A 14,614-nucleotide genomic window follows, 5' to 3' on the forward strand; every position below is an offset into this window, starting at 1 on the left:
GCAACGCCTTCTCCGCCGGTTTCGTCGGTGGCGGCCGATAGACTGGACCAGGGACAGCCCCCAGGGAAGGGCGGGGCCCGGCCGGTGGGCTGCCCCGATCCCCCGCATCGCGCCGAGGGCTTTCGGGCGCCGGGCACGCCCGAACGGACGACACGCGCACCCGGCCGGACGACACGCGTACCCGGATGGCGAACACGCGTACCCGGACGGACGACACGAAAGCCGGCAGGGGGTCCGGCCGTGTCGTCCGCCTGGGTGCGCGTGTCGTTCGGGAGCTCAGTCCAGGTCGAGCTCGTCGATCAGTGCGAACATCTCGTCGTCCGTTGCCGACTCCAGTTTCTCCTCCACCGCCGTCGCCGTTGCCGATGCTCCGTTCACCCGGGCCAGCAGCTCCTGCAGCCGCGTTCCCAACGTCGCGCGCGCCGACGAGTCCGCCAGCAGCTCGGGCAACGCGAACTCCACCCGGTCCAGCTCCGCCAGCGCCGGCAGGATCGCCGCCGGGACGTCCGGGACCAGCTCGGACCTCAAGTGCTCCACCAGCACCGTTGTCGACGGGTAGTCGAACAGCAACGTCGCCGGCAGGCGCAACCCCGTTGCCGAACCCAGCAGGTTCCGCAGCTCCACCGCGCTCAGCGAATCGAAGCCCAGCTCCAGGAACCCGCGGTCCGGCTCGATCGCGTCCGGGCCCGCGTAGCCCAGGACCGTCGCCGCGTGGGTGCGGACCAGGTCCAGCAACGCTCCGTCTCGCTCCGCCTCCGACATCCCCGCCAGCCGGTGGGTCAGGCTGTCCACCGGGTCGGCCGGGGCCGCCGACGCCCGGACCGCGCGCCGGACCGGGGTGCGGATCAAGCTGCGCAGGATCACCGGGATCGCGTCTTCGCCGACGCGGTCGCGCATCGCCTCCACCACCAGCCGGACCGGGAGCAGCACCGCCTCGTCGAGCGTGCACGCCACGTCGAACAGGTCCAGGCCCTCCTCCGACGGCATCGGCTCGACGCCGCCACGGGCCAGCCGCGACAGGTCCGCCTCGCCGAGCTTGCCCGTCATGCCGCTGCGCTCGGCCCACAGGCCCCACGCCAGCGACAGCCCCGGCAGCCCCTGCGCCCGGCGCACGTGCGCCAGCGCGTCGAGGAACGCGTTCGCCGCCGCGTAGTTCGCCTGGCCCGTGCCACCGAACGTCCCCGCGAGCGAGGAGAACACCACGAACCCGGCCAGGTTCATCCCGGCGGTCAGCTCGTGCAGGTGCCACGCCGCGTCGACCTTGGGCCGCAGGGCCGTGTCCAGCTGGCGGGTGGTCAGCGCGGACACGACGCCGTCGTCGAGGACGCCGGCCGTGTGCACCACCGCCGTCAGCGGGTGCTCGGCGGGGATGGCCGCGAGCAGCGCGGCCAGCGAGTCCCGGTCGGCGACGTCGCAGGCGGCCATCGTGACGTCCGCGCCCCACGCCGTCAGCTCCTCGACCAGCTCCCGGGCGCCTTCCGCGGCCGGCCCGCGCCGGCTGGTCAGCACCAGCCGCCGGGCTCCGCGCGCGGTCACCAGGTGCCGGGCGACGAGCGTGCCGAGCGTCCCGGTGGCCCCGGTGATCAGCACCGTGCCCTCGGGGTCCCACGCGGCCACCGGCGCCGGGCTGGTCGCCGGGACGCGGGCGAGCCGCGGCACCTGGATCGCGCCGACCCGGACCGCGACGTGCGGCTCGCCGCAGGCCACGGCGGACGGGAGCGCCGCGTAGGAGACTTCGCGGTCGTCGAGGTCGACCAGCACGAACCGGCCCGGGTTCTCCGACTGCGCCGAGCGGACCAGGCCGACGACCGCCGCCGTCGCGAGGTCGGTGATGCCTTCGCCGACCCGCGTCGCGATCGCGCCCCGGGTGACGAACACCAGGCGCGAGCCGGCGAACCGCTCGCTCGCCAGCCACTCCTGCACCTGCTCGAGCGCGCCGTGGGTGGCGGTCCGGACCGCGCGCGCCACGTCCTCGTCGTGCTGCGGGCCGCTGGTCATCACGACCACCTCGGGCACCGGGGCACCCGCCGCCACGGCCGCGCCGAGCGCGTCGAAGTCCGGGTAGGACTCCACCGGGACGCCCGCCGTGCCGAGGGCCTTGGTGACGCGGACGCCGACGTCGTGCCCGACGACCGCCCAGCGTTCGGCCGCCGAGTGGCTGACCGGGGTGATCGGGGCCATCACCCAGCCCACCCGGAACAGTGACTCGTGGTACGCCGACCGCGCGACGTCGAGCTGCTCGGCCGAGACCGGCCGCAGCGTCAGGGCGCCGATGGTGGCCACCGGCAGCCCGTCCTGGTCGGCGACCGCCAGGGCGACCGTGTCGTCACCCTGGCCGGTGACACGCACCCGCAGCGCCGACGCGCCGCCCGCGTGCAGGGTCACCCCCGACCAGGCGAACGGCAGCACTGCCCGGCTTTCGTCGCGCAGCGCCACGGTGTGCAGAGCCGCGTCGAGCAGCGCCGGGTGCAGGCCGAAGCGTTCGGCTTCCGCCCGCTCCTCCGCCGGCAGGTCGACCTCGGCGAAGATCTCGTCGCCGGCGCGCCACGCCCGGTGCAGCCCCTGGAACGCGGGGCCGTAGTCGAATCCGTTGGCCGCGATGCGGTCGTAGAGCCCGTCGAGGTCGATCGGCTCGGCGCCGGCCGGCGGCCAGGCGCCGGTGAGGTCACCGGCCGCGGGGGCGGCCGTCGCGGCGAGCGAGCCGCTGGCGTGCGTGGTCCACGGCTCGTCCTCCATCGCGTCGTCCGCGCGGGAGTAGACGTCGATCGAGCGGGTGCCGAACCGGTCGGGCCCGCCGACGGCGACCTGCAGCCGCACCCCGCCGGTTTCCGGCAGCACCAGCGGCGCGGCGAGGGTCAGCTCTTCGACGCGTTCGCAGCCGACCTTCTCCGCGGCGTGCATGGCCAGCTCCATGAACGCCGTCCCGGGCAGCAGCACGCTGCCGAGCACGACGTGCTGCGCGAGCAGCGGGTGGCTCGTCGCCGAGAGCAGGCTGGTGAACAGCGCGCCGTCCGAACCGGCGAGGGAGACCGACGCGCCCAGCAGCGGGTGCCCGGTTTCGCTGAGCCCGGCGCCGGTGACGTCGCCGGCCACGGCCGGGACGTCCAGCCAGTACCGCTCGCGCTGGAACGCGTACGTCGGCAGTTCGACGTGCCCGCCGCTGGCGAGCACCGCGGCCCAGTCGACGTCGGCACCGGCGGTGTGCAGCCCGGCGAGCGCGGTGAGCAGGGACCGCTCTTCGTCGTGTCCCTTGCGCAGCACCGATCCCACGCTCAGCTCGGCCGGCCCGGCGCAGTCCGGGACGAGCGCGGCGAGCACCGCGTCCGGCCCCAGCTCGACGAACCGGTTCACCCCTTCGGCGGCCAGCCCGCGGATGCTGTCGGCGAACCGGACGGCCTCCCGCACGTGCTGAACCCAGTACTCCGGCGTCGCGACGTCCCCCGCCGACGCGATCGGGATCCGCGGTGGCTCGTAGGTCAGCCCGGCCGCGACCGCGGCGAACTCCTCGAGCATCGGGTCCATCAGCGGTGAGTGGAACGCGTGCGAGACCTCCAGGCGCTTGGTCTTGCGGCCGAGCGCGGTGAAGTGGTCCTTGAGCGCCAGCACGGCTTCGGTGTCGCCGGAGACCACGACGGCTGCCGGGCCGTTCACCGCAGCCAGCGAGACGCGGTCGTCCAGCAGCGGAACGACTTCGTCTTCGGGAGCGGCGATCGCGACCATGGCCCCGCCCTCGGGCAGGGCTTCCATCAGCCGGCCGCGCGCGGCGACCAGCTTGGCCGCGTCGGCCAGCGAAAGCACCCCGGCCACGTGCGCCGCGGCCAGTTCGCCGATCGAGTGGCCCGCGAGGAAGTCCGCGCGGACGTCCCACGATTCGAGCAGCCGGAACAACGCCACCTCGACCGCGAACAGCGCGGGCTGGGTGAAGCCGGTCCGGTCGAGCCGGGCGGCGTCGTCGCCGAAGACGACGTCGCGCAGGGGCAGGTCGAAGTGTGCGCAGACCGCGTCGAAGGCGTCGGCGAAGACCGGGAACCGCGCGTACAGCTCCTGGCCCATGCCGAGCCGCTGCGCGCCCTGCCCGGTGAAGAGGAACGCCGTGCGGCCGGATCGGGCGGTGTGCTGCCGCAGCCCGGCGGCGGGCCGGTCGGCGGCCAGCGCGGCCAGTCCGTCGCGCAGTTCGCCGAGGTTTTCGCCGACGACCACCGCGCGGTGGCTGAACTTCGCGCGAGAGGCGAGCGATCGGGCGACGTCGGCAGCGTCCACTTCGGACTCGGTTGCCTCCAGCAGTCGCCGGGCTTGGCCGCGCAGCGCGGCTTCGGTCCGGGCCGACACCGGCCAGACGGTGAAGTGTTGCGCAGTAACGACTTCCTCCGACGCGGGAAGCGAGGGAGCCTCTTCGAGGATCGTGTGCACGTTGGTGCCGCTGACCCCGAACGACGACACGGCGGCGCGGCGAGGGTGGCCGTTCGCAGCCCACTCGACCGGTTCGGACAGCAGCTGGACCTGCCCGGCGGACCAGTCGATGTGCGGCGACGGCGTCTCGGCGTGCAGGGTGCGCGGCAGGACGCCGTTGCGCAGCGCCTGCACCATCTTGATCACGCCCGCGATGCCGGACGCGGCCTGCGTGTGCCCGATGTTGGACTTCACCGAACCCAGCCACAGCGGCCGTTCGCGGTCCTGGCCGTAGGTGGCGATGAGTGCCTGCGCCTCGATCGGGTCGCCCAGCGTCGTGCCCGTGCCGTGGGCCTCCACAGCGTCCACATCGGACGGGGTGAGCGCCGCGTCGGCCAGCGCCGCGCGGATGACGCGCTGCTGCGCGGGGCCGCTCGGGGCGGTCATGCCGTTGGACGCGCCGTCCTGGTTGACCGCGCTGCCCCGCACGACGGCGAGCACCGGGTGCCCGCGCCGCTGCGCGTCGGAAAGCCGTTCCACCAGGACCATGCCGACGCCCTCGGCCCAGCCCGCGCCGTCGGCGTCCGCGGAGAACGCGCGGCACCGGCCGTCCGGGGACAGCGCGCGCTGCCGGCTGAACTCGACGAACGTGTCGACCGAGGAGATCACCGTGACGCCGCCGGCCAGCGCGAGGTCGCACTCGCCGGAGCGCAGGGCCTTGACCGCCCAGTGCAGCGCGACCAGCGACGACGAGCACGCCGTGTCGACCGTGACCGCCGGGCCCTCGAGGCCGAAGGTGTAGGCGATCCGGCCGGACGCGACACTGCCCGCGCTGCCGGTCGCGAGGTGTCCCTCGAATTCGCCCGGCGCGTGCCGCACCCGGGAGCCGTAGTCGTGGTAGTTGGAGCCGACGAACACACCGGTCCGGCTGCCGCGCAACAGCGCCGGGTCGATGCCCGCGCGCTCGACGGCCTCCCACGACGTCTCCAGCAGCAGCCGCTGCTGCGGGTCGATCGCGGGTGCCTCGCGCGGCGCGATCCCGAAGAACGCCGGGTCGAAGTCGGCCGCGTCGTGCAGGAAGCCGCCGCCGCGCGTGTAGAAGGTGCCGGGCTTGTCCGGGTCGGCGTCGAAGAGCCCTTCGACGTCCCAGCCGCGGTCGGCCGGGAACTCCCCGACCGCGTCGACGCCGTCGGCGACGAGCCGCCACAGGTCGTCCGGGTCGGCGACGCCGCCGGGGTAGCGGCAGGACATCGCGACGATCGCGATCGGCTCGTCGGTACCCGCGACCACCGGGGCGACGGTCTCCGTCACCACGTCTCCGACCAGCTCACGCCGGACGTGACCGGCGAGCGCGACGGCGGTCGGGTGGTCGAAGACCAGCGTGACCGGCAGCCGCAGGCCGGTGACTTCACCGAGGCGGTTGCGCAGGTCGACGGCGGTGAGCGAGTCGAAGCCGAGGTCGCGGAAGGCGCGATCGGGCTCGATCGACTCGGGTCCGGGGTAGCCGAGCGCCACCGCGGCCTGGCTCTGGATCAGCTCCAGGACGAGCCGGTGCTGCTCGTCCGCGCCGAGGCCCGCCAGCCGCTGCACCCAGCCGGTGTCGACGGCTTCGGCTTCCGGCGCGGCGGCTTCGGGGATGCCCAGGAGGGCGGCGCTCGGCCGGCCCTGGGCGAGGGTCTTGCGGTAGCGGTCCCAGCGGATGTCGGCGACGGCGAGGACGGTCTCGTCCTCGTCCAGGGCCTGCTGCAGCGCGAGGGTCGCCAAGTCCGGCGCCATCGCAGGCAGGCCCTGCTCGGCGAGGCCTTCCCCGCGGCCGCCGGCCCACGCGCCCCAGGCGATCGACGTCGCGGGCAGGCCCGCGGCACGGCGCTCGCGGGCGAGCGTGTCGAGGTAGGTGTTGGCCGCGGCGTAGCTCGCCTGGCCCGGGCCGCCGAGCGTGCCGGCCAGCGAAGAGAACAGGACGAACGCCGAAAGGTCGCGGTTCGCGGTCAGCTCGTGCAGGTGCCGCGCGGCGTCGGCCTTGGGGCGCAGGACGTTGGCGATCCGCTCGCCGGTGAGGCCGTCGAGGACGCCGTCGTCGAGGACGGCGGCGGCGTGCACCACCGCGGTCAGGTCCGGCAGCCCGGACAGGAGTTCGGCGAGCTGGTCGCGGTCGGCGACGTCGCAGGTCGCGACGGTCAGCTCGGTGCCGAGGTCGGCCAGTTCGGCGGTCAGCTCGGGCAGGTCCAGTCCGCGCCGGCTGGTGACGACCAGCCGCTCGGCGCCGGCACCGGCGAGCCAGCGGGCGAGGTGCGGGCCGACCCCGCCGGTGCCACCGGTGAGCAGCACCGTGCCGGAGGCCTGCCACGGCGTCGTCGTGCCACGGGCCGGGGTCGCGCGGACCAGCCGGCGGCCGAAGACACCCGAGGCACGCACGGCCACCTGGTCCTCGTCGGGCGACCCGAGCACGGCGGCGAGCCGGGCGAAGACGCGGGCGTCGAGGTCGGCCGGGAGGTCGACGAGACCGCCGAAGCGCTGCGGGTACTCCATGGCCGCGATCCGGCCGAAGCCCCAGGTCAAGGCCTGGGCGGCGGCCCGGATCGGGTCCGCGTCGCCGGTGCTGACCGCGCCGCTGGTGGCCCACCAGAGCGGCGCCTCGATCCCCGCGTCGCCGAGGGCGTGCAGGAGCGTCAGGTTCGCTTCGAAGCCGTCGAGGGCGAGCAGGGAAAGCACGCCCTCGCACGGGCCCGCCTCGCGAAGCAGCTCGGTACACCGCGCACGGTCCACATCGGACGGAACGACCAGCAGGCGCGCGCCGAGGCCGTCGGCCAGCGCCTGGGCGTCGTGCCCGGCCGGGGCGACGACCAGCCAGTTCGGGACGATCGTCCCGGTCGCGACGGCGAGCGGGGTCCACTCGACCCGGTACCGCCAGCCGTCCACAGTGGACCCGGCTTGCCGCCGGTCGCGCCAGGCGGCGAGCGCTTCGAGGTCGGCCTGCTCGACGGCGGCCCAGAACTCGTCGTCGAGCGCGTCGGCGCCGCGAGCAGGAGCGTCCAGCCAGTAACGCTGGTGCTGGAAGGCATACGTCGGCAGCGGGATCGTCGCGGCACCCGGGAACACCGGGGCCCAGTCGACGTCGACACCGCGGACGTGCAGCTCGGCCAGCGACGTGCGGAACCGCGCCAGGCCACCTTCGCCGCGGCGCAGCGTGCCGGTCGCGACGGCGTCCGGGACGGCCTCGGCGATCGCGGACGTGACGACCGGGTGCGGGCTGACCTCGACGAACACCGTGTGCTCGCGCGCCGCGAGCACCTCGATGGTCTGGGTGAACAGCACCGGCTGCCGCAGGTTGCGGTACCAGTACTCGGCACCCAGAGTCGCGGTGTCGATCGGCTCGGCCGACACCGCCGAGTAGAACGGGACCTCGCCGGTGCGCGGCTCGACCCCGGCGAGCACGTCGAGCAGCTCGCTCTCGATGGCTTCGACGTGCGCCGAGTGCGACGCGTAGTCCACCGGGATCAGCCGGGACCGGATGTCGGCCGCCTGGCACTGGGCGAGCAGTTCGTCCAGCGCGGCGGGCTCACCGCAGACGACGGTCGACGACGGGCTGTTGAACGCGGCGATGGTGATCCGGCCGGCCCACTCGGCCAGCAGGCTTTCGACCTGCTCGGCGCCGAGAGCGACCGACGCCATCCCGCCGCGGCCCGCGAGCCCGGCGGCGATCGCCTTGCTGCGCAGCGCGACCACGCGGGCACCGTCCTCGAGGGACAGTCCGCCCGCGACGACGGCGGCGGCGATCTCACCTTGCGAGTGCCCCACGACGGCGTCCGGCGAGACGCCATGGGACTGCCACAGCGCCGCCAGCGAAACCATGACCGCCCACGACACCGGCTGCACCACATCGACGCGGTCCAACGAGGACAGCATGTCGAAAAGCGACCAGTCGACAAAGGACTCCAGCGCCGCCGCGCATTCCGCGAACCGTTCCGCGAACACCGGTGACGAGTCCAGCAGCTCGACGGCCATCCCGGCCCACTGCGCACCCTGGCCCGGGAACACGAACACGGTCCGCCCCACCGGACCCGCGACGCCGGTCATCACCGACGTACTCGGCGTCCCGGTGGCCAGGCCGTGCAGGCCGTGCAGGAGTTCTTCGCGGTCGTCGCCGAGCACCACGGCCCGGTGCTCGAACGCGGTCCGCGTCGAGGCGAGGGACCAGCCGACGTCGGCGATGTCCGCCGCGCCGAAGACCGCCAGCTTCTCCGCCTGCGCGGCCACACCGGCCGCCGAGCGGGCCGAAAGCACCCACGGCACCGGTCCCACGACCGGCTCGCGCTCGGTCTCCGGTTCGGGCGTGGGGTCGTGTTCGAGGACGACGTGGGCGTTGGTGCCGCCGACGCCGAAGGAGGACACGCCGACGCGGCGCGGTCCCGGCTTGTCCGGCCACGGCGTGGCCTCGGTGAGCAGTTCGAGGGCGCCGGAGGACCAGTCGACGTGCGGCGACGGGTTTTCCGAGTGCAGCGAGCGCGGCAGGACGCCGTGCCGCATGGCCAGCACCATCTTGATGACACCCGCGGCGCCCGCGGCCGCCTGGCTGTGCCCGATGTTCGACTTGACCGAGCCGAGCCACAGCGGAGCCGTACGGTCCCGGCCGTAGGTGGCCATCAGGGCCTGGGCCTCGATCGGGTCGCCCAGCGTGGTGCCCGTGCCGTGTGCCTCGACGGCGTCCACTTCGGACGGTTCGAGGCCGGCCGCGGCCAGCGCGGAGAGGATCACGCGCTGCTGCGACGGGCCGTTCGGGGCGGTCAGGCCGTTGGACGCGCCGTCCTGGTTGGTCGCGGTGCCGCGGACGACGGCCAGCACGCGGTGGCCGCGGTGGCGAGCGTCGGAAAGCCGTTCGACGAGCAGCATGCCGACACCTTCGGCCAAGCCCATGCCGTCGGCCTCGGCGGAGAACGGCTTGCTGCGGCCGTCGGCGGCGAGGGCGCGCTGGCGGCTGAACGCGACGAACGGCGCCGGGGTCGACATCACGGCGACACCGCCCGCGAGCGCGAGGTCGCACTCCCCCGACCGCAGCGCCTGGCCGGCCAGGTGCAGGGCGACCAGCGAGGACGAGCAGCCCGTGTCGATCGTGACTGCCGGGCCTTCGAGCCCGAAGGTGTAGGCGACGCGCCCGGACGTGACGCTGCCGGTGCCGCCGGTGACCAGGTGGCCCTCGACGCCTTCGGGCACTTCGCTTAGCCGCTGGCCGTAGTCGTGGCCGCTGGCGCCGACGAACACGCCGGTGCGGCTGCCGCGCACGGTGGCCTGGTCGAACCCGGCGTCCTCGAAGGCTTCCCACGCGGCTTCCATGACGACGCGCTGCTGCGGGTCCATCGCGAGGGCTTCGCGCGGGCTGATGCCGAAGAAGCCCGGGTCGAACTCGGCGGCGTCGTAGAGGAACCCGCCGGCGCGGGTGTAGCTGTGGCCGGCGCTGTCGGGGTCGGGGTCGTAGAGGTCGCCCGGGTGCCAGCCGCGGTCGCCGGGGAACTCGCCGATGGCGTCGGACTCGGCCATCATCAGGTCCCACAGCTGCTTCGGGCTGCCGATGCCGCCGGCGAACCGGCAGCTCATGCCGACGATGGCCAGGGGCTCGTCGGTGGCGACGGCCGCCGCCACCACTTCGGGTGCCGGGGCGCCGAGGACCTCGGTGCGGACGTGCCGGGCGAGGGTCGTCGCGTTCGGGTAGTCGAAGACGAGGGTGGCGGACAGCTTCAGGCCGGTGGCCGCGGTGAGCCGGTTGCGCAGCTCGATCGCGGTCAGCGAGTCGAAGCCCAGCTCCCGGAACGCGCGCGAGGAGTCGACGTCCTCCGGCCCGGCGTACCCGAGCACGGCGGCCGCGTGCTTGCGGACCAGCCCGAGCAGTTCACGCTCCTGGTCCGGTTCGGACAGTGGCGACAGCTTGGCGCGCAACGCACCCGCCGCGCCGGTCTCCTCCTCGGTGACCTCCGACTCGGCGGCCAGCACGGCCGCGACCTCGGGCACCTCGGACAGCAGCGGCCGCGGGCGGGCGGCGGTGAAGACCGGGACGAACCGCTCCCAGTCGATGTCGGCGACGGCCAGGAACGGCTCGTCGTGGTCGAGCACCTGGCCGAGCCCGAGCAGCGCCGGTTCCGGCGCCATGAACGGGATCCCGCGCCACTTGAGCTGGTCGGCGACGACGTCGGAGACCATGCCGTCACCGGCCCAGATGCCCCAGGCGACCGAGGTCCCGGCGAGCCCGCGGGCGCGGCGGCTCTCGGCGAGCGCGTCGACGTAGGCGTTCGCGGCGGCGTACGCGCCGTGGTCGCCACTGCCCCACACGCCGGCGACGGAGGAGTAGAGGACGAAGGCGTCGAGGTCGGCCTCGCCGAACAGCGCGTCGAGGTGCCGGGCGCCGGTGAGCTTCGCGCGGGCGCCCTCTTCGAATTCCGGCAGGTCCGTGTCGGACAGCGGAGCCAGCAGGCCGACGCCGGCGGTGTGCACGACCGTGCGGATCTCCCGCAGGCCGCTTACCAGCGACGTCAGCGCGTCGCGGTCGGCGACGTCGCACGCGGCGATCGTCACCTCGACGCCCATGGCTTCGAGTTCTTCCCGCAGTTCGACGGCGCCGGGGGCGTCGGGGCCGCGACGGCTGGTGAGCACGAGGTGCTCGGCCCCGCGGCCGACGAGCCAGCGGGCGACGTGCGCGCCGAGCCCGCCGGTGCCACCGGTGATCAGCGCGGTGCCGCTGGTCCGCCACTCGGGCGCGGTGCCCTGGACCGGAGCACGGCGGAGCCGGCGCTGGTACAGCCCGGAGTCGCGGACGGCCAGCTGGTCCTCGTCGCCGATCCCGGCGAGCGCGGCGCAGAGCCGGGTCGCGGCCTGCTCGTCCAGCGTTTCCGGCAGGTCGATGAGCCCACCCCAGCGGTCGGGGTGCTCCAGGGCGAGGACGCGCCCGAGACCCCAGGTCGTCGCCTGGCCGGGACGCGGCGCCTCGTCGCCGGGCACGACGACGGCGGTGCCCTGCGTCGCGAGCCAGAGCGGCGCGCCGATACCGGCGTCGCCGAGAGCTTGGGAGAGCAGGAGGTTCGCGGCAAGACCCCGGGACAGCACGGGGTGCGTCGTGTGCGCGCTCTCGTCGAGCGCGAGCAGGGAGAGCACGCCGGCGACGTCGGTCTCGGTCCGCAGCCGCTCGGCCAGCGACGCGCGGTCGTCGGCCTCGTCGACCTGCAGGGTGCGGACCACCGCGCCGGCCTTCTCCAGGGCGTCGAGGCAGACGTCGGGCGCGTGCACGACCAGCCAGGTGCCGGCCAACGCCGGTGCGGGCGCGGTGACCGGGTGCCAGGTGATCCGGTACCGCCACTGGTCCACTGTGGACAGTTCGGTGCGGCGGTGGCGCCAGTCCGCCAGCGCGGGCAGCACCTCCTGCCACGGGGTTTCCGCGGAGACGCCCAGTTCCTCGGTCAGGGCGCCGTCCTCGACGGCACTCCAGAACCCGTCGTCCGCCGAGGCGGCCTCGACCGGGGTTTCGAGCCAGTAGCGCTGCCGCTGGAAGGGATATGTCGGCAAAGCGACCGGCTGCGCCTGCGGGTAGACGGCCGACCAGTCGACGTCGTGCCCCTGCGTCCACAGCTGCGCCACTGACGTCAGGAACCGCGTCAAGCCGCCTTCGCCACGCCGCAGCGTGCCGACGACGGCCGCCGAACCGGCGTCGAGTGCGGCGTCCAGGGTCTCCTGGATGCCGCCGCCGAGGACGGGGTGCGGGCTCGATTCGACGAAGAACCGGTGCCCGTCGGCGATGAGGGTGCTGGTGGCGTCCTGGAACCGCACGCGGTGCCGCAGGTTGCGGTACCAGTAGGCGGCGTCCAGCGTCTCGGCCGGCTCACCGGTGACGCTGGAGACGAACGCGATTCGCGGGGTGCGGGGTTCGAGGTCCGCCAGGGCTTCCAGGAGCTCGGCTTCGAGGACTTCGACCACGGCGGAGTGCGACGCGTAGTCCACCGGGATCCGGCGGACGCGCAGCCCCTCGGACTCGGCGCGCGCCAGGACCTCCTCGACCGCGGCGATCTCACCGGAAATCACCACCGACGCGGGTCCGTTGACAGCCGCGATCGAGACACCGTCGGCAAGCAGCGCCTCGACCTGCGCTTCCGGCGCGGCGACGGACGCCATCGCGCCCAGGCCGGCCAGCCGGCCGAGGATCAGCTTGCTGCGCAGCGCGACGACCTTCGCGCCGTCTTCCAGGGACAACGCACCCGCGACGACGGCGGCCGCGATCTCACCCTGAGAGTGCCCGACGACGGCGTCCGGCGTGACGCCGTGGGCCTCCCACAGCGCGGCGAGCGAGACCATGACCGCCCACGAGACCGGCTGCACGACGTCGACGCGTTCGAGGGCGGCCGCGTCGCCGAGGACGTCGGTGAGCTGCCAGTCGACGTGCGGCGCGAGCGCGTCGGCGCATTCGGCCATCCGCGCGGCGAACACCGGAGCGGAGGCCAGCAGGTCCACGGCCATCCCGGCCCACTGCGCCCCCTGGCCGGGGAACACCAGCACGGTGCCGCCCACGGCCTGGGCCTCGCCGGCCACCACGCTGCCCCCGGCGGCCGCGCCGGATTCGGCGATCTCGCGGACGCCCGCGAGCAGGTCACCGCCTATCACGGCGGCGCGGTGCTCGAACGCCGACCGGGTCGCGGCCAGCGACCAGCCGACGTCGGCGACGTTCACGTCCCGCAGGTCCGCCAGCTCCGCCGCGCGGGCCTTCAAAGCCGCTTCGGACCGGCCCGACAGCACCCACACCGCGGTGTCCACAGTGGACTCAGTGGCGTCCGAAGGTTCGTCGGTGACGCCTTCCAGCACGACGTGCGCGTTGGTGCCGCTGCCGCCGAAGGACGACACTCCGGCTCGGCGCGGCGCACCGGTCTCGGGCCACTCTTGCTGCTCGGTCAGCAGCGAGATCGCACCGTCGCTCCAGTCCACGTGCGGGGTCGGCTCGCCGACGAACAGCGTCTTCGGCAGGACGCCGGCACGCAGGGCCAGGACCATCTTGATCACGCCGGCGATGCCCGAGGCGGCCTGCGTGTGGCCGATGTTCGACTTGACCGTGCCGAGCAGCAGCGGCCGGTCGCGGTCGCGGCCGTAGGTCGCCTGCAGGGCCTGCGCCTCGATCGGGTCGCCCAGCTTGGTGCCGGTGCCGTGCGCCTCGACGACGTCGACCTGCTCGGGCGCCAGCCGCGCGTTGGCGAGGGCCGCCTCGATCACGCGTTGCTGCGAAAGGCCGTTGGGGGCGGTCAGGCCGTTCGACGCGCCGTCCTGGTTGATCGCGGTGCCGCGGATGACCGCGAGCACGGGGTGGCCGTTGCGGCGCGCGTCGGAGAGCCGTTCCAGCAGCACGACACCGACACCTTCGCCCCAGCCGGTGCCGTCGGCGTCGGCGGAGAAGGCGCGGCAGCGGCCGTCCGAGGACAGGCCGCGCTGGCGACTGAACTCGACGAAGTTGCGGGGGTTGGCCATCACGGTCGCACCGCAGGCCAGGGCCATCGAGCACTCGTCGTTGCGCAGCGCGGAAACCGCGAGGTGCAGGGCGACCAGCGAGGACGAGCACATGGTGTCCACGGTGACGGCCGGGCCCTCGAGCCCGAAGGTGTAGGCGAGCCGGCCGGACAGCACGGCGGCCGAACCGCCGGTGAGCAGCAGCCCTTCCAGGCCCTCGGGCGCGGTGACCATGCCCCCCGCGTAACCCTGGTTGCTGGCGCCGACGAACACGCCGGTCTTGCTGCCGCGCAGGCCCGCCGCGTCGAGCTTCGCCCGCTCGAACGCCTCCCACGTGGTCTCCAGCAGCAGCCGCTGCTGCGGGTCCATCGCGACGGCCTCGCGCGGGGAGATGCCGAAGAACGCCGGGTCGAACTGGGCGGCGTCGGTCAGGAAGCAGCCGTCGCGGACGTAGCTGCGGCCGACCCGCTCGGGGTCGGGGTCGTAGAGCTCCGGGTCCCAGCCGCGGTCGGCGGGCCACGGCGACACGGCGTCGCGGCCCTCGGCGAGCAGGTCCCACAGCTGCTCGGGGTCGGTCACCCCGCCCGGGAACCGGCAGCTCATGGACACCACGGCGATCGGTTCGGCGCGGCGCTCGGTGAAGTCGTGCAGGCGGCGGTTGGCCAGCTTCAGATCGGCCGTGACCCGCTTGAGGTAGTCACGGAGCTTGTCCTCGTTGCGCATCTGCGTCCGCTCCTGGGAAGGTTTTCCGGTCACG

General features: G+C 74.2%; 1 protein-coding gene. It reads right to left on the minus strand.

The annotated features are described in order from the left end of the window. Positions 1-276 precede the first annotated feature (276 nt). Positions 277-14,613, minus strand: coding sequence for a type I polyketide synthase (locus QSK39_RS26525; protein WP_285480529.1), 14,337 nt, complete (start codon positions 14,611-14,613; stop codon positions 277-279). Between the last annotated feature and the right edge of the window lies 1 nt (position 14,614).

Origin of the sequence: Amycolatopsis sp. NBRC 101858 (assembly GCF_030269325.1) — a bacterium.
Classification (GTDB): domain Bacteria; phylum Actinomycetota; class Actinomycetes; order Mycobacteriales; family Pseudonocardiaceae; genus Amycolatopsis; species Amycolatopsis ponsaeliensis.